Raw genomic sequence first — 17,450 nt, 5'->3', positions numbered from 1 at the left:
TTTCCCATCCCGGGGAAGCAGACCTGGCATCGCTTTATTCCGATCCGCCCGGGGAATTGAAGCTCAAAACCCCGGGACCGGCATTTATAGGCGCGAAGTTTGCCATAAACGCTGGCGTTTGGCCCATTCTCCATCAGCCATCACTCATATCCCCTGTGGGAGCAAGCCTGCTCGCGATAGCGGTGGGTCAGGCGGCATCAATGTTGAATGTGCCGCCGTCATCGCGAGCAGGCTCGCTCCCACAGGGATCAGTGTGTTGCTTCAGGGCTCCACCTGCCCCCACTGCTTGCCCAGGCGCTTGTCCGAGATCGGCACCTTGGTGCCCAACTGCTGGGCGAACAGCGACACCCGGTATTCCTCCAGCCACCAACGGTACAACTCCAGTTGCGGATCGCGCTTGCCTTCCTGGGCGTGTTTGCCGGCGCGGGTCTGGTACTGGGCCCAGAGATTCGACAGTTCGCCGCTCCAGACCCGATCTTTCTGCACTTGGCTACCGAGCTTCTCGAAGCGCTGCTCGATGGCCTTGAGGTAGCGCGGCAGTTCCTTGAGCCATTGATGCGGGGTTTCGCGCACGAAGCCCGGGTACACCAGATGGCTGAGCTGTTGCTTGATGTCGTTCAGCGCCACAGCCTGGGCCAGGTCGATCTTGCCCTTGAAGCGTTTTTGCAGGCCGTGCCAGAGCTTGAGGATGTCCAGGGTCAGCTTCGCCAGGCGCTCGGCGTGTTCGGTCCAGCCGCCGCGCTTGCGCTCGGCCAGGGACGCCAGCGCAGCACCGTCCCGGGGCAGGCTCGCTTCGCCTTCCAGTACGCAACTGTCGAGGCTGGCCAGCAGGATATCTTCCACCAGGTTATCGATGCGTCCCAGCTCGCGGTACAGCAGGCCCAGTTCCGTCAGCCCCGGCAGCTTACCCCGCAGGAACTTGGCCGACTCCGCCAACTGCTGCATCAACAACCGCTGCAAGGCGCGGCGATGCTGGAACTCGGCTTCGGCCGGCGTCGGAAAACGCCCTTCCTTGACCACGCCACCCTCTTCCACCAGCGCCGGATAAACCGTCATCGACAGCCCGGCAATCTTCTGTTGAGTTTGCTGCGCGACCGGAGCAAAGACTTTCGCTTCTACCGGCTCCTGGCTTTTCGCCGTTTGCGGCACGGCCAATGCAGCTTGGCTGGCTTCGGCAAAGCGCGCTGTGAGCTCAGCCAGGTCGCGGCCCTCGCCAAGGAACTTGCCCTGGCCGTCGACGATTTCCAAGTTCATGCGCAGGTGGCTTTCCACCTGCTGCGCCGCTTCGGCCCAGGCCTCGTCGCTGACCCGCGCACCGGTCATGCGCAGCAGCTCGCGGCCCAGGGATTGCGGCAGCGAACCCTCGGCGAAGGTGATCCGTTGCAGCGCCGCCTTGACGAAGTCCGGCACCGGCACGAAGTTCTTGCGCAGGGCCTTGGGCAGGTTGCGCACCAGAGCAATGCATTTGGCCTCGATCATCCCCGGCACCAGCCACTCCAAGCGCTCCGGCGGCAGCATCGGCAACAGCGGCGCCGGCACCCGCAACGTCACACCGTCGCGGGGATGATTGGGTTCGAAGTGGTAGCTCAGCGGCAACGTCAGGTCGCCGACGCGCAAGGTGTCGGGGAAGTGCGCGGCGGTGACTTCGCTGGCCTCGCGCGCCAACACGTCCTCTTCGCGCATGATCAACAGTTGCGGATCTTTCTGGCTGTTGATCCGGTACCAACTGTCGAACGTCGCGGTCTGGTGGATCTCGGCCGGCAACCGTGCGTCGTAGAACGCAAACAGGGTTTCTTCGTCCGCCAGGATGTCGCGACGGCGAGCCTTGGCTTCCAACTCGTCGAGTTGCTCCAACAACTTGGTATTGGCGCCGAGGCACCTGGCCCTGGACTGGATCTCGCCGCGCACCAGGGCCTCGCGGATGAACAGCTCCCGCGATACCACCGGGTCCACCGGACCGTAATGCACCGGCCGCCGGCCGACCACGATCAGCCCGAACAGCGTGATCTGCTCATACGCCACCACCTGCCCGCGCTTCTTCTCCCAATGGGGTTCGAAGTGGTTTTTCTTGATCAAGTGCCCGGCCAGCGGTTCGATCCAGTCCGGTTCGATCTTGGCGACCATGCGCGCATACAGCTTGGTGGTTTCCACCAGTTCGGCGGTCATCAGCCACTGCGGACGTTTCTTGCCCAGGCCCGATGACGGGTGGACCCAGAACCGCCGTTGACGGGCGCCGAGGTAGTCGCCGTCTTCGGTTTTCTGGCCGATCTGGCTCAGCAGGCCCGAGAGCACCGCTTTGTGCAGTTTCGGGTAATCGGCCGGGTCTTTGTTGAGGCTCAACTGCATGTCGCGGCAGATCAGGCTCAACTGGCGATGGGAGTCGCGCCACTCGCGCAGACGCAGGTAGTTGAGGAAATTCTTGCGGCACCAGTTGCGCAACGGGCTGGCGGTCAGGGCCTGGCGCTGCTCTTCGAAACCACGCCACAGATTGACCAGCCCGGCGAAGTCCGAGTCCGGATCCTTCCACTGGGCGTGAGCCTGGTCGGCGGCCTGTTGACGTTCGGGCGGGCGCTCGCGCGGGTCCTGAATCGACATGGCACTGGCGACGATCAGCACTTCCTGCAGGCTGCCCAGTTTCGCCGCTTCCAGCAACATACGGCCCATGCGCGGGTCCACCGGCAAGCGCGCCAACTGACGGCCCAGCGGGGTCAACTGACTGTTGCGGTCCACTGCCGACAACTCTTGCAGCAGGTTGAAACCGTCGCTGATGGCCTTGCCATCCGGCGGCTCGATAAACGGGAAATCGGTGATTTCGCCCAGGCGCAGATGGAGCATCTGCAGGATCACCGCCGCCAGGTTGGTGCGCAGGATCTCGGGATCGGTAAATTCCGGACGGCCGAGGAAATCTTCCTCGCTGTACAACCGCACGCAGATCCCCGGCTCGACCCGCCCGCAACGCCCCTTGCGCTGGTTGGCGCTGGCCTGGGAAATGGCTTCGATAGGCAGGCGCTGGACTTTGGCGCGATAGCTGTAGCGGCTGATGCGCGCGGTGCCGCTGTCGATCACATAGCGGATGCCCGGCACGGTGAGCGAGGTTTCGGCGACGTTGGTCGCCAGCACCACGCGACGGCCCGGGTGGGACTGAAAGATCCGCTGTTGTTCGGCCGGGGACAGGCGCGCATACAGCGGCAGAATCTCGGTGTGCTTGAGCTGGGCCTTGCGCAGCATTTCCGCCGCGTCACGAATCTCCCGCTCGCCGGGCAGGAACACCAGCACATCGCCCGGGCTGCGGCGCTCGCTGCGCTCATACGCGGCGATTTCATCGAGGGTGGCGAGGATCGCCTGGTCGACGGTCAGGTCGTCCTCGACGCGGTTGCCCTCTTCGTCCTGCTCCAGGGTCAGCGGGCGGTACCAGGTTTCCACCGGGAAGGTGCGGCCCGAGACTTCCACGATCGGCGCGTCATCGAAATGCTTGGAGAAACGCTCCAGGTCGATGGTCGCCGAGGTGATGATGACCTTCAGGTCCGGGCGGCGCGGCAGCAGGGTCTTGAGGTAGCCGAGCAGGAAGTCGATGTTCAGGCTGCGCTCGTGGGCTTCGTCGACGATGATCGTGTCGTAGCGTTCGAGGTAGCGGTCGTTCTGGGTCTCGGCCAGCAGGATGCCGTCGGTCATCAGCTTGATCAGGGTGTTGGCGTCGCTCTGGTCCTCGAACCGCACCTGATAGCCCACCAGCGCGCCCAACGGCGTCGCCAGTTCCTCGGCCACCCGGCTGGCGACGCTGCGAGCAGCAATCCGGCGCGGCTGGGTGTGGCCGATCAAGCCATGCTGGCCGCGTCCGATTTCCAGGCAGATCTTCGGCAACTGCGTGGTTTTGCCCGAGCCGGTTTCGCCAGCGATGATCAGCACCTGGTGCTTGAGCAGCGCGTCCTTGATCTCGTCACGCTTGGCGGCAATCGGCAGATTGTCGTCGTAGCGAATCAGCGGCAGGCTGGCCTTGCGCGCCAGCACCTGGTCGCACGACGCCTGCATGCGCGCCACCCATTGGACCAGCTTGGCCTCATCGGGCTTCTTGCGCAGCTCGAGCAACTGCCGCCGCAACCGGTGACGGTCGGCGAGCATGGCGTGGTCGAGGTTCTTCAGCAGCTTGTCGATAGCGGGGGCTTGGTCAGTCATCGGGTACGCAAGGGTCGTCGGTTTTATGCAGGGGGCGATTGTCGCAGATTTGCGGCTGCTGCGCCGAACACATGCCCTCTTTGCCAGCCATCCTCTCTTGTGGGAGCGAGCCTGCTCGCGATGGCGATTGTCCGATCAATATCCATGTCGACTGACACACCGCCATCGCGAGCAGGCTCGCTCCCACAAGGGATCTGCGCACACTTCGAAGATTATTCGCTATCCAGGTCCTTGCGCCGATACGGGAACACATCAATCACCTTCCCCGCCCGAATGGCCGCTTGCAGGCCTTTCCAGTAATCGGCGTTGTACAGCTCGCCGTGCAACTGGTCGAACAGCTTGCGCTGCCCGGCGTCGGCGAACAGGAAGGGCGGGAACTCCTCGGGGAAGACGTCCAGCGGCCCGATGGAGTACCACGGCTCGGAGGCCATTTCGTCTTCCGGCGTGCGCGGCTCCGGGATGTGGCGGAAGTTGGCTTCGGTAAGGAAGCAGATCTCGTCGTAGTCGTAGAACACCACGCGACCATGACGGGTCACGCCGAAGTTCTTCAGCAGCATGTCGCCAGGGAAAATATTCGCCGCCGCCAGTTGCTTGATCGCCAGGCCATAGTCTTCCAGCGCTTCGCGCACCTGGGCCTCGTTGGCGTTTTCCAGGTACAGGTTCAGCGGCGTCATCCGGCGTTCGGTCCAGCAGTGGCGGATCAACACCGTGTCGCCTTCCACCGACACCGTGGACGGCGCCACTTCCAGCAATTCCTCCAGGCACGCCGGTTCGAATTTTCCCAGGGGAAAGCGGAAGTCGGCGAACTCCTGGGTATCGGCCATGCGCCCAACCCGGTCGACACTTTTCACCAAGCGGTACTTCTCGATCACCGTGGCGCGGTCGACGTTTTTCGACGGCGAGAACCGATCCTTGATGATCTTGAACACGGTGTTGAAGCCCGGCAGCGTGAACACGCTCATGACCATGCCACGCACGCCCGGTGCCATGATGAACTGATCGTCGGTGCTGGCCAGGTGGTTGATCAAGGCTCGATAGAATTCGGACTTGCCGTGCTTGTAGAAGCCGATGGAGGTGTACAGCTCGGCAACGTGTTTGCCCGGCAGGATCCGCTTGAGAAAACCGATGAATTCCGCCGGCACCGGCACGTCCACCATGAAATACGAGCGGGTGAACGAGAAGATGATCGACACCTGGGCCTCGTCAGTGATCAGCGCGTCGATCTGGATACCCCGGCCCTCACGGTGCAACAACGGAATCACCAGCGGCCACTGGTCGCCCGGGGTGTAGATCCGGCCCACCAGGTAAGCGCCCTTGTTGCGATAGAGCACTGACGAAAACAGCTCCACGGTCAGTTCCGGGTCCTTGCAGACCCAGTCCGGCAGGTTTTCCCGCAGTTGGGCTTCGAGGCGCTGCAGGTCGCCCGGCAAGTCGGCGTAGTCTTCGCTGAAGCGGTAGTCGGCGAAGACGCTCGCCAGCATCTGGTCCAGTTGCCCCAGGGGCTTGTAGGTACGGGTCTGCGCGGCACGGGCCCGGCGCAGGCTCGGCCGGGTGGTGTGGATAAACATGGTGCCGTCGCTGATCAGGTCATGGCTGAACAGGCCGCAGAAAATCGAGTTGTACCAGGTCTCGGACAGTTCATCGTCGAAACGCAGGTCGATCAGGCTGATGTAGGCACTTTTCACCAGCGGCCAGCAGCCGACATCCATCAGCGCCTCGGCGTCGAAGGCCTTGCGCAGCCGGGCCACGGTTTCAAAGACTTTTTCCTCATACAGATTGATCCGCGCCGCCGACGCCGCTTGCGCCTCCTGCCACTGGGCCTGCTCGAACCGGGTACGGGCACCGTCGGTGATCTGCCGGAAATGCTCGCGATAATCGTCGAAGCCGTCGAGAATCGAGCGGGCGATATCGCTGGCGGGCCATGGCTGCGGCATAGGGAAAACCTCGGCGGGGCGTCTTGTTATGAGCGACTGAGCTTAGAGGCCAATCACGCGACAACGCAACCATTGCCATCGGTCCATGGGAGCGCGACACTTGCGGCCCACCCCATGGAAGGAATCCCTTGTGAACCTCGTCGATCTCCTGCGTTTGCTGTCATTGGCCGCCATCTGGGGGGCGAGCTTTCTGTTCATGCGCATTATCGCGCCTATCATCGGCACGATCCCCACCGCGTTTTTTCGTGTCTCCATCGCCTTTGTCGGCTTGGTGGTGATCCTGGCGCTGATGCGGGTCGACTGGAATTTCCGCGGCAAGCTGAAAATCGTGATGGGGCTGGGCCTGATCAATTCAGGCATTCCGGCGACCTTCTACTCGTTGGCGGCCCAGACCCTTCCGGCCGGTTACTCGGCAATTTTCAACGCCACGACGCCCCTGATGGGAGTGTTGATCGGCGGGCTGTTCTTCAGCGAGCAGCTTACGCTGGCCAAGGTCAGCGGCGTGTTCCTGGGATTGCTCGGCGTCGGCATCCTGACCCGCGCCGGCCCGGTGGCCTTCGACCTGCAACTGCTGATGGGTGCCCTCGCCTGCCTGATGGCCACCACCTGTTATGGCTTCGCCGGTTTCTTCACCCGTCGCTGGCTCGATCAGCAAGGTGGGCTGGACAGCCGTCTCTCGACCCTGGGCAGCATGTTCGGCGCCACGATGTTCCTGCTGCCGCTGTTCGGCTACAGCGTCATCAGCCACCCCCCGGCCAGCTGGGGTGGCTGGAACGTCTGGCTGTCATTGCTGGGGTTGGGCCTGGTGTGCACCGCGCTGGCGTACATCCTTTATTTCCGGCTGATCAGCTCCATCGGGCCGGTCAAATCCATGACCGTCACCTTCCTGATCCCGCCCTTCGGCGTGCTGTGGGGGGCGTTGTTGCTGGACGAGCCGCTGGGAATGGCGCATCTGTATGGCGGGGTGCTGATTGCGGCAGCGTTGTGGCTGGTGTTGAAGCCAGCGGCGCAGAAGCCGGTTGAGGTGTCTGCCCGATAGCGCATCGGCGCGTTTGGAAATGCCATCGCGAGCAGGCTCGCTCCCACAGGTCAAGGACAACCCTTGTGGGAGCGAGCCTGCTCGCGATAGCGGTTCTATGCCAACAGCAATCTAACGATCAGCCACTTTTACGAAACACAAACACCAGCCCGACAACGATCAGCACCATCCCCAGCAAGCTCAACAGCGCCAGCCGGTTGCCGAATACCAGGTAATCCATGACCGCCGTCACCGCCGGCACCAGGTAGAACAGGCTGGTGACATTCACCAGGTTGCCCCGTGCGATCAGCCGGTAAAGCAGCAAGGTCGCCAGCACCGACACCACCAATCCCATCCATAGCACCGGCACGATAAAGCCCGCGTTGCGCTCGAAATGGAAGGGCTGGAACGGCACGAACACCGCGCACAGTACCAGCCCGGCCAGATACTGCACCGGCAGCGTGCCGAGGGGATTATCGGTAATGCGCTTTTGCATGATCGAGCCGGCGGTCATGAACACCAGCGCCAGCAACCCGCACAGCATCCCGGTCAAGGACATGCCGGCCAGCCCGATGCCCTGGTACACCACCATGATCAACCCGACCAACCCGAGCGCCAGGCCGAACAGCCGCTGCCAGGAACGCTGACGCTCCACGAGCACCACCGTGAGGATCGGCTGTATGCCCATCAGGGTTGCCATCACCCCAGGTGTCACGTTCATTTGCAGGGCCAGCAGATAAAAAATCTGATAGGCCCCCAGCAGCACCAACCCGGTGGCCGTGGCATAGACCATCGGCCTGCCGGCCTTGGGCAACTGGAACCTGAACACCGGGATCAAGAGCACCAATGCGCACAGTGCAATGGCAAAACGGATCAGCAGAAAAGCAAAAGGTGACGCATGGGCCAGGCCCAGTTTGGAAAAGATTGCCCCGCTGCTCCACAGCAGGACGAACAGGCTCGTGGAAGCCGCCGCCAATAAGGCGTTCTTGGAGAGGGAAAACATGGATACCACCTGTAGTCAGGCAAAAGCCAACTCAGCCGAGGCTGAAGTCCAGTAGTTTTTTCAGGCAGGCACAGGGGGATGGCAACCGTTGCCGATCAGCCCTGAACGCCAACACCCGGCGGTGATACGACGGCGTATACCGGTGGGCTACTGACAGGTGGGGGGTATTGACCGATCTGCACAGGCTGCTGATTCCCGCACGGCACGACGCCAGCGTTGAACGCTGGAACCACAACCGCGATGACAGGGAATAAAGGCATGAGCCGATCTCTTGGGGAGGTGGGTCCTGGAACCCGACGAGCGCTGACTATAACCAGCGCCCGATGTATTGCGCAACGGCTAACCGAACAGCCAATAGCCAAGCGCCGTCAGCACCACCACCGCCAGCACCGGACGCATCACCCGATACACCTTGGGATGCTTGCGTTTCCATTGCTTGACCCGGCCGCTGATGCCATCGCTGAACGACTTGCTCCAGGCGTAGGCCTGGTTGATGCCACCAACGCGTTCGTCATCCAGATTCTGCGGCGCGGTGGCGCGACCGAGGATGCCGCTGACAGCACGATTGAGGCGAGTCATCAACCGGTTGCTCAAGGGGCGCTCGACGTCGCAGAACAGGATCACGCGGGTCTTGGGTGTTTCATTCTTGACCCAGTGGACATAGGTTTCATCGAACATCACATCCTCGCCGTCGCGCCACGCATAGATCTGGCCATCGACAAAGATCCGGCAATCGTCGGAGTTGGGCGTGGAAAGCCCCAGGTGATAGCGCAACGAGCCGGCAAACGGATCGCGATGGGGGTTCAAATGGCTATCGCCCGGCAGCAGCGCAAACATCGCGCCGCGGACGTTGGGGATCCGGTTGACCAGCTCGACGGTTCTTGGGCATAGCACTTCGGCCGACGGTAGCGGTTTGTCGTACCACTTGAGGTAGAAGCGCTTCCAGCCTTTCTTGAAGAACGAGCCGAAACCGGCGTCGTTGTTCTTTTCGGCCGCCCGGATGTAACCCTCGTCGAACAGGTGCATCGCCTCGTCGCGGATGACCTGCCAGTTGTCCTTGAGCACATCCAGTTCAGGGAACTTGCTGCGGTCCAGGTACGGCCTGGAAGGTACGCCAGAGAACAAGTACATCAGTGTGTTATAGGGGGCGAACAGCGCCGAATGATTGACGAACTGGCGCAACACCGGTAGACGCGCCTTGCCGCGCAGGTGCACATACAGGGTACTGCCCAGGAACAGCAGCAGTACCGACGCCTTGGCGACAAACGAAACGGTCATTTACAACTCCTTGTCAAAAACAACGGATGCAACGTCAACTGCCCGACGTGGCCGGGGGCCATGCTAAATGCTCGTGGCCCGGGTAAAAACCGTCTGACGCAATATTTACTGTTGTGTAGAACGCAACAAACCTAACAGGCGTCACCTGAACCCCGGCTGACGCCAGTCAAAACACCTTCAATCCTGCTGAAGGCTTCTGTGGCGAGGGGATTTATCCCCGCTGGGTTGCGCAGCAACCCCCAATTTGTCCGCAGCCACGGTATTTCAGATAGACGCACTGGGGACTGCTGCGCAGTCCAGCGGGGATAAATCCCCTCGCCACAGAAGCTGTCCTGCCACCGTTACTGCTGGTTTTCCTGTTCGGTAAACAGATCACTGAACAGCATGCTCGACAAGTACCGCTCGCCCGAATCCGGCAGGATCACCACGATCGTCTTGCCTTGCATCTCAGGCTTTTCCGCCAGGCGTGCAGCCACGGCCATCGCCGCACCACAGGAGATACCACACAGGATTCCCTCTTCCTGCATCAGGCGCAGGGCCATGGCCTTGGACTCGTCGTCCGTCACCCGCTCAACCTGGTCGACCATCGACAGATCCAGGTTCTTCGGTACGAACCCGGCACCTATCCCCTGGATCTTGTGAGGGCTGGGCTTGATTTCCTGGCCCGCCAGCGCCTGGGTGATCACCGGCGAGCTCTCAGGCTCCACCGCCACCGACAGGATCGGCTTGCCGCAGGTGTTCTTGATATAGCGGGAGACTCCGGTGATGGTTCCGCCGGTCCCCACGCCCGACACCAGCACGTCCACCGCGCCATCGGTGTCGTTCCAGATTTCCGGGCCGGTGGTCTTTTCGTGGATCGCCGGGTTCGCCGGGTTCTCGAACTGTTGCGGCATGAAGTAACTGGACGGGTCGCTGGCGACGATCTCGGCGGCTTTCTCGATGGCCCCTTTCATGCCCTTGGCCGGCTCGGTCAGCACCAGTTCGGCACCGAGGGCCTTGAGCACCTTGCGCCGCTCGATGCTCATGGAGGCCGGCATGGTCAGCATCAGCTTGTAGCCACGAGCAGCGGCGACGAACGCCAGGCCGATCCCGGTGTTGCCCGAGGTCGGCTCGACGATGGTCATGCCCGGCTTGAGCCTGCCGGTGCTTTCAGCGTCCCAGATCATGTTCGCGCCAATCCGGCACTTGACCGAATAACCCGGGTTACGCCCTTCGATCTTGGCCAGGATGGTCACACCCCGCGGGGCAATGCGATTGATCTGCACCAGTGGCGTATTGCCGATGGAATGGGCGTTGTCAGCGTAGATACGGCTCATGACTAGGTCCTTAGTGCTGCGTGAATTCAAGCGCCTAAAGGTATGCCTGTTGCCCAAGGGCGTCCAGTTGCACCGAACGTTCACATTGCTGCAACGGTCAATGGTTTTAATATCACCGGAGACTGAATGACATGAAGCGTCGATACAGCTGGCCACTGTGGACCCTCGCGGCCATTGTTGCGGTGCTGGTGGCCCTGCATTTCACGTTGCCGTACCTGGTGCGCAATTACCTGAACGACAAACTCGCCGACATGGGCGATTACCGCGGCCAGGTCACCGACGTAGACCTGGCGCTGTGGCGCGGGGCCTACCGGATCAACAGCCTGAAAATCGTCAAGGTCGACGGCAAGGTCCCGGTACCGTTCGTCGACGCGCCGCTGGTCGACCTGTCTGTCAGCTGGCACTCGCTGTGGTACGACCACGCGGTGGTGGCCGAAGTGGAATTCGCCCACCCTGAAGTGAACTTCGTCGACGGCGGGGGCAACCGGCAGAACTCCCAGACCGGCCAGGGCACCAACTGGCGTGAGCAACTGAGCAAGCTATTGCCCATCACCCTCAACGAAGTGCGGATCAGTGATGGCAAGGTCACTTTCCGCAATTTCACCTCCCAGCCGCCGGTCAACCTGCGCGCCACTGCCGTCAACGCCAGCTTCTACAACCTGACCAACGTGGTCGACACCGAAGGCAAGCGCGACGCCCGCTTCGAGGGCAAGGCCCTGGTGGCCGAACACGCTCCACTGGAGATGCAGGCCACCTTCGACCCGCTGAGCAATTTCGAAGATTTCGATTTCCGCCTGCGGGTCAGGAACATCGAACTCAAGCGCCTGAACGATTTCGCCGCGGCCTACGGCAAGTTCGACTTCAACGCCGGCCATGGCGACCTGGTGATCGAGGCCGAGGCGAACAACGCCAGACTCAGCGGCTACATCAAACCGCTCCTGCGGGACGTGGACGTGTTCGATTGGCAGCAGGACGTGGAAAACGAGAAAAAGAACATTTTCCGCTCGATCTGGGAAGCATTGGTCGGCGCAGGCGAAACGGCCCTGAAGAACCAGCGCAAGAACCAGTTCGCCACCCGGGTCGAACTCAACGGCAATGTCCATCAACAGGACATCAGCGCCTTCGAAGCCTTCCTGCAGATCCTGCGCAACGGTTTCGTCCAGGCCTTCAACGCCCGTTATGAACAACCACCGCCCTCGAAGGACTAGTGGCCACACAGGCCACTACGGTTTACGGGTGACGGTATAGCGGCCGGTCGGTTCTGCCGCCACTACCCCTGCTCCACGCTGCAGCGAGTCCCAGCCCAGGCACGCCAGGGCCAGCGAACGCGGAACAGCCTCGCGACCGCTGCTGTAGCGGCTGATACTGCGTGCACTGACCCCCAACGCTTCGGCGGCCTTGTTCAACGGCAGGCCAGTGCGGGCGCGCCACTCGATGAAGATACGGGTATTTTCGTCCTCGGCGTTTTGCGCCAGCGCGTCCAGATACAAGGTATCGGCGCCGATCTGGATATCCAGCGCGGGCCATTCCACGCTCCAGCCATCGTCGCCCAGGGTCGCGCCCGCAAACGCACCCTCCTCAAGCAAAGGCTGCAACCCCGGGTAACGTTGCACATCGCCGCTCAAGTCGAGCATCAGCCTCTGCCCGTCGATGAACACCAGCTCCAGGCTGAATGGCAACACGGCTTGCACGGCCAACAGCCTGGGCCGCTTCATGGGTAACATCGTTTCCAATCCTCCAGCAGTTGCGCCTGGTGGGCCCTGACCCAGTCCAGTGCTTCCTTAATGATCAACGGCGGCGCCCGGCCCATCATGACTTCGACGGTTTCCAGGCTCAGCATCACGTCCAGCCCGCCACCGGTGAGGTGGACATGAGGCGGCGGGTGGTCCCGTTCGCGCAGTTGAATGCGATATGTGTTCTTGAATCGATATTTAGTAGACATGCCTCAAACATATCGCCAAATTGGCGATATGCAATACTGGCAAGCAGCCGAGACTGAGTCAACATGTGACGCTCCATTCAGAGACTGAATACAGCGTCTGCGTTCACAGTCGGCGGGACGTCGCGTTATAGTCGGGCACGACATTATTTCGCGCGCCCCGCCTCACCGGGCCGGCGACACCGCTTGAGGAATTGCAGATGAAGTTCGAAGGCACCCGCGCCTACGTGGCCACCGATGACCTGAAGCTGGCCGTGAACGCCGCCATTACCCTGGAGCGGCCGTTGCTGGTCAAGGGCGAGCCGGGCACCGGCAAGACCATGCTGGCCGAACAACTGGCGCAGTCCTTCGGCGCGCGCCTGATCACCTGGCACATCAAGTCCACCACCAAGGCCCACCAGGGCCTGTACGAGTACGACGCGGTCAGCCGCCTGCGGGACTCGCAGTTGGGCGTGGACAAGGTCCACGACGTGCGCAACTACCTGAAGAAGGGCAAGCTCTGGGAAGCGTTCGAGTCCGAAGAACGGGTCATCCTGCTGATCGACGAAATCGACAAGGCCGACATCGAGTTTCCCAACGACCTGCTGCAAGAACTCGACAAGATGGAGTTCTATGTCTACGAGACCGATGAAACCATCAAGGCCAAGCAACGCCCGATTATCATCATTACCTCCAACAACGAAAAAGAGCTGCCGGACGCGTTCCTGCGCCGCTGCTTCTTCCACTACATCGCCTTCCCGGACCGCGTCACCCTGCAGAAAATCGTCGATGTGCACTACCCGGACATCAAGAAAGACCTGGTCAGCGAAGCGCTGGACGTGTTCTTCGATGTGCGCAAGGTGCCGGGCCTGAAGAAGAAACCTTCCACCTCCGAACTGGTGGACTGGCTCAAGTTGCTGATGGCCGACAACATCGGTGAAGCGGTGCTGCGCGAGCGTGATCCGACCAAGGCCATCCCACCGCTGGCCGGTGCCCTGGTCAAGAACGAACAGGACGTGCAGTTGCTCGAGCGCCTGGCGTTCATGAGCCGTCGCGGCACGCGTTGAGCCCTCTTCGTCAACAAGCGCGAGGGCAACTGCCATGCTGCTGAACCTGTTCAATGAAATGCGCGCCGCCAAGGTGCCGGTGTCGGTGCGTGAACTGCTGGACCTGATCAACGCGTTGAAACAGCGGGTGATCTTCGCCGACATGGATGAGTTCTATTACTTGTCCCGGGCGATCCTGGTGAAGGACGAACGCCATTTCGACAAGTTCGACCGGGCGTTCGCCGCTTACTTCAATGGCCTGGAGAAACTCGACGACCATCTCCAGGCGCTGATTCCCGAAGACTGGTTGCGCAAGGAATTCGAGCGCTCGCTGACCGATGAAGAGCGCGCGCAGATCCAGTCCCTCGGTGGCCTCGACAAGCTGATCGAGGAATTCAAGAAGCGCCTGGAAGAACAGAAGGAACGCCATGCCGGCGGCAACAAGTGGATCGGCACCGGCGGCACCAGCCCGTTCGGTTCCGGCGGTTTCAACCCCGAAGGCATCCGCGTCGGTGACGCCGGCAAACGCCAGGGCAAGGCCGTGAAGGTCTGGGACCAGCGCGAGTACAAGAACCTCGACGACCAGGTGGAGCTGGGCACCCGCAACATCAAGATCGCCCTGCGCCGCCTGCGCAAGTTCGCCCGTCAGGGCGCGGCCGAAGAGCTGGACATCGACGGCACCATCGACCATACCGCCCGGGACGCCGGCCTGCTGAACATCCAGATGCGCCCCGAGCGACGCAACACCGTCAAGCTGTTGCTGCTGTTCGACATCGGCGGTTCGATGGATGCCCACGTGAAAATCTGCGAAGAACTGTTCTCGGCCTGCAAGACCGAGTTCAAGCACCTGGAGTATTTCTACTTCCACAACTTCGTGTACGAGTCGGTATGGAAGAACAACCTGCGCCGCACTTCGGAACGCACTTCGACCCAGGACCTGCTGCACAAGTACGGTGCCGACTACAAAGTGATCTTCATCGGCGACGCCGCGATGGCGCCCTATGAAATCACCCAGGCCGGCGGCAGCGTCGAGCACTGGAACGAGGAAGCGGGCTATGTGTGGATGCAGCGTTTCATGGAGAAGTACAAGAAGCTCATCTGGATCAACCCTTACCCGAAGGACACCTGGGGCTACACCGCCTCGACCAACATCGTGCGCGAATTGGTGGAGGACCGGATGTATCCGCTGACGTTGCGGGGGTTGGAGGAAGGGATGCGGTTTCTTTCCAAGTAAGATTTTTACCGCCTGACAGGGCCTCATCGCGAGCAGGCTCGCTCCCACATTTGGAATGCGTTCCCCTGTGGGAGCGAGCCTGCTCGCGATGCTTCTAGCGGTCCATGAATCGGCGCAAACACTCCACCTGCTGCCGATGCGCAACCTCCTGCACCACCGGCCGCAACCGCACCTGCGTCCCCGGCAGGCATTGCGCCAACCGGGCCAGGGCCAATGGCGTCAAGGCACCCAGGCGCGGATAGCCGCCGATGGTCTGCCGGTCGTTGAGCAGCACGATCGGCTGGCCGTCCGGCGGTACCTGCACGGCGCCGAGCGGGATGCCTTCGGAAATCATCGGCGAGCCCTGATATTCCAACGACGTACCGAGCAAACGAATGCCCATGCGGTCAGCGCGGCTGTCCAAGGTCCATGGCGTATTGAACGCATCGAACAGGCTGCGCCCGCTGAATGCGCCATTCTGCGCGCCGAGGATCAGATCAAGCGGTGGCGTCTGCTGGAAATCCGGGATCAGCGTGCCCGGCATCGGCCGAGGCGTGACCGGGCCTGAATAGCTCAAGTGCTCGCCCCGACTCAGCGCTCGCCCCAGTCCATCCAGGCCACCGAGTGCTTCGCGCACCACCGTCGCCCGGCTGCCCAGCACCGTCGGTGCATCAAACCCACCGGGGGCCGCGAGGTAGGCCCGGGCACCGAGTACCGGTTGGGTCAACGCCAGGGTCTGGCCTTTGCGCAGGCTGAAGTAGCGCCACGACGCCACCGCCTGGCCGTCCAGCCGCGCCCCGAGATCCGCCCCGGCCAGCGCCAGTACGCAATCCTCTTCGGCCACCACCGTGAAGCCACCGAGGGTAATCTCCACCACCGCCGCGTCCAGGGCATTGCCCAGCATCCAGTTGGCCCAGGCCATCGACAGCCAGTCCGCCGCGCCGCCCTGAGTCACGCCCAAATGCCTGACGCCGAAACGGCCGCCGTCCTGCAACAGGCACAGCGGTGTGCTGGCCTCGATCAATAAACGGCTCATGCCAGGGCCTCCTGCGGGGTGTCGTCGCCGCCCAATGCGATGAATTCGGCGTGGTCCACGGCGACAAAGCGCACCGTGTCGCCGGGTTGCATCAGGCTGTAGCCGTCACGCTCGCGGTCGAACAAGCGCGTCGGCGTGCGGCCGATCAGGTTCCAGCCACCGGGCGACACCAGCGGATACGCCGCGGTCTGGCGCTCGGCAATGCCGACACTGCCCGCTGCCACCCGCTTGCGCGGCGTGTCGAGGCGCGGCGCTGCCAACAGTTCGTCCACCAGTCCCATGAAGGCAAAGCCTGGTGCAAAGCCCAGGGCAAACACCTGGTATTCATGCTCGCTGTGGCGACGGATCACCTGCTCAACCGTCAACCCGCTGCGGCTCGACAACAGGCTCAGTTCCGGCCCGACACTGGGGTCGTACCACACCGGCAGCACATGGCGCTGGCCGACCGAGCGGGCGTCGGGGGAGAGATTGTTCAGCGCCTCGTTGACCAGGTCCCGAGCCTGCGCCGGGTTCAGCGCCAACATGTCGTAATGCACCATCAGCGTGGTGTAGGACGGCACCAAGTCGATCAGGTACTCGGCGAACACCTCGCGCAGACGTTCACTGGCGGCGAGCATCCACGGCATGTTGGTCTCGGCGATATCATCGAACAATCGCACCATCAGGCCGTCCACCGCGACCACTTCCACCCGTAGTTTCATGATGCACTCTGCCGGTCCAGCGCTTCGCGGATGCGTTGCACCGCCGCCACGGAGCTGGCGTTGTCTCCGTGCACGCACAAGGTGTTAGCGTGCAGAAGCAACGCACTGCCATCGCTGGCGGTCAGCGAGTCGCCACGGGCAATGCTCAGGGCCTGGCCGATGATGGTCTCGGCATCGTGGTGCACCGAGCCCGGCAACTGTCGCGAAACCAGGCGGCCGGCGCTGTCATAAGCACGGTCGGCGAAGGCTTCGAACCAAAGCGTCAGGCCATACTCGTCACCCAGGGCCTGGGCGGCAGTGTTATCCCGGGTCGCCATCAACATCAGCGGCAACTGCGCGTCGTAGGCCGCGACGGCCTGGATCACCGCACGCAGTTGTGCCGGGTTGGCCATCATGTCGTTGTACATCGCGCCATGGGGTTTGACGTAGCTGACCCGCCCGCCCTGGGCCCGGCAGATGCCATCGAGGGCGCCGATCTGGTAGTGCAGCAGGTCCTGCAGTTCCTGGGCGGTGTAGGCCATGGAGCGGCGGCCGAAACCCACCAGGTCCTGATAGGCCGGGTGTGCGCCGATCCGCACGCCATGGCTCAGGGCCAGGCCAACGGTCTTGCGCATGATGCTCGGGTCACCGGCGTGGAAACCGCAGGCGATGTTGGCGCAATCGATGAAGGGCATCACCTCGGCGTCCAGACCCATGGTCCAGTTGCCGAAGCTTTCGCCGATGTCGCAGTTCAGTAGCAGGCGGTTCACAGTGAACGCTCCTGTAGGTTGTTTCTTTTTTCTGGCCGTGGGGCATGCGCCCCACAGGTTATCAG

Annotated in this window: 14 protein-coding genes; 4 read left to right on the top strand and 10 right to left on the bottom strand. The window is 62.2% G+C overall.

Annotated features, from left to right (window positions below; all coding sequences use genetic code 11):
* Positions 1–261 precede the first annotated feature (261 nt).
* Both hrpA and aceK read right to left on the bottom strand, forming a co-directional pair.
* A complete protein-coding gene (hrpA, locus tag LOY67_RS07230; RefSeq protein ID WP_265066569.1) occupies positions 262–4,173 on the bottom strand; it encodes an ATP-dependent RNA helicase HrpA in 3,912 nt (1,303 codons plus the stop codon).
* Between the two features lie 212 nt (positions 4,174–4,385).
* A complete protein-coding gene (gene aceK, locus LOY67_RS07225) occupies positions 4,386–6,107 on the bottom strand; it encodes a bifunctional isocitrate dehydrogenase kinase/phosphatase (RefSeq protein WP_265066568.1) in 1,722 nt (573 codons plus the stop codon).
* Between the two features lie 130 nt (positions 6,108–6,237).
* On the opposite strand from aceK, the gene LOY67_RS07220 reads away from it, so the two are divergent.
* Positions 6,238–7,146, top strand: a complete 909-nt coding sequence (locus LOY67_RS07220; protein ID WP_265066567.1) for a DMT family transporter — start codon at positions 6,238–6,240, stop codon at positions 7,144–7,146.
* A gap of 118 nt (positions 7,147–7,264) precedes the next feature.
* Here LOY67_RS07220 and LOY67_RS07215 read toward each other — a convergent pair whose 3' ends face one another.
* From LOY67_RS07215 to cysK, 3 genes are all read right to left on the bottom strand, one after another.
* The gene (locus LOY67_RS07215) at positions 7,265–8,128 is read right to left on the bottom strand and encodes a DMT family transporter (RefSeq protein ID WP_265066566.1); all 864 of its coding nucleotides are present in this window, start codon (positions 8,126–8,128) and stop codon (positions 7,265–7,267) included.
* 339 nt (positions 8,129–8,467) lie between these two features.
* Positions 8,468–9,406 (bottom strand): aspartyl/asparaginyl beta-hydroxylase domain-containing protein, encoded by a 939-nt coding sequence (locus LOY67_RS07210; protein WP_265066565.1) that lies wholly within the window; start codon positions 9,404–9,406, stop codon positions 8,468–8,470.
* A 341-nt stretch (positions 9,407–9,747) separates the two neighbouring features.
* Positions 9,748–10,722 carry a cysteine synthase A gene (gene cysK, locus LOY67_RS07205; protein WP_265066564.1) on the bottom strand — a complete coding sequence of 325 codons (975 nt, stop codon included), beginning with the start codon at positions 10,720–10,722 and terminating at the stop codon, positions 9,748–9,750.
* A 131-nt stretch (positions 10,723–10,853) separates the two neighbouring features.
* Between cysK and LOY67_RS07200 the strand changes: the two genes are divergently transcribed.
* Positions 10,854–11,930, top strand: a complete 1,077-nt coding sequence (locus tag LOY67_RS07200) for a DUF748 domain-containing protein (RefSeq protein ID WP_265066563.1) — start codon at positions 10,854–10,856, stop codon at positions 11,928–11,930.
* A gap of 15 nt (positions 11,931–11,945) precedes the next feature.
* Here the strand turns inward: LOY67_RS07200 and LOY67_RS07195 are convergent, their stop codons facing one another.
* A complete protein-coding gene (locus LOY67_RS07195; RefSeq protein ID WP_265066562.1) occupies positions 11,946–12,446 on the bottom strand; it encodes a DUF2442 domain-containing protein in 501 nt (166 codons plus the stop codon).
* Entirely contained in the window at positions 12,434–12,664 is a 231-nt protein-coding gene (locus LOY67_RS07190; protein ID WP_265066561.1) for a DUF4160 domain-containing protein, read from the bottom strand. Before LOY67_RS07190 ends, LOY67_RS07195 begins: the two co-directional genes overlap by 13 nt.
* A gap of 197 nt (positions 12,665–12,861) precedes the next feature.
* Here LOY67_RS07190 and LOY67_RS07185 point away from each other — a divergent pair, with 197 nt between their 5' ends.
* Positions 12,862–13,707 carry an AAA family ATPase gene (locus LOY67_RS07185; protein WP_265066560.1) on the top strand — a complete coding sequence of 282 codons (846 nt, stop codon included), beginning with the start codon at positions 12,862–12,864 and terminating at the stop codon, positions 13,705–13,707.
* A gap of 34 nt (positions 13,708–13,741) precedes the next feature.
* Positions 13,742–14,920 carry a vWA domain-containing protein gene (locus LOY67_RS07180; protein ID WP_003198888.1) on the top strand — a complete coding sequence of 393 codons (1,179 nt, stop codon included), beginning with the start codon at positions 13,742–13,744 and terminating at the stop codon, positions 14,918–14,920.
* 94 nt (positions 14,921–15,014) lie between these two features.
* Here LOY67_RS07180 and LOY67_RS07175 read toward each other — a convergent pair whose 3' ends face one another.
* From LOY67_RS07175 to LOY67_RS07165, 3 genes are read right to left on the bottom strand one after another with little or no spacing between them, the layout of a single operon-like run.
* On the bottom strand, positions 15,015–15,935 hold the full coding sequence (locus LOY67_RS07175) for a biotin-dependent carboxyltransferase family protein (RefSeq protein WP_265066559.1): 921 nt from the start codon (positions 15,933–15,935) through the stop codon (positions 15,015–15,017).
* Positions 15,932–16,636, bottom strand: a complete 705-nt coding sequence (gene pxpB, locus LOY67_RS07170) for a 5-oxoprolinase subunit PxpB (protein ID WP_265066558.1) — start codon at positions 16,634–16,636, stop codon at positions 15,932–15,934. The genes LOY67_RS07175 and pxpB overlap by 4 nt, the downstream gene beginning before the upstream one ends.
* Complete coding sequence (locus tag LOY67_RS07165) at positions 16,633–17,385, bottom strand: 5-oxoprolinase subunit PxpA (RefSeq protein ID WP_265066557.1); 753 nt, start codon at positions 17,383–17,385, stop codon at positions 16,633–16,635. Before LOY67_RS07165 ends, pxpB begins: the two co-directional genes overlap by 4 nt.
* Positions 17,386–17,450: the final 65 nt, after the last annotated feature.

Source organism: Pseudomonas sp. B21-056, assembly GCF_026016325.1.
Classification (GTDB): domain Bacteria; phylum Pseudomonadota; class Gammaproteobacteria; order Pseudomonadales; family Pseudomonadaceae; genus Aquipseudomonas.
Note: the sequence above shows the minus strand (reverse complement) of the source record. Positions and strands in the feature narration are given on the sequence as shown.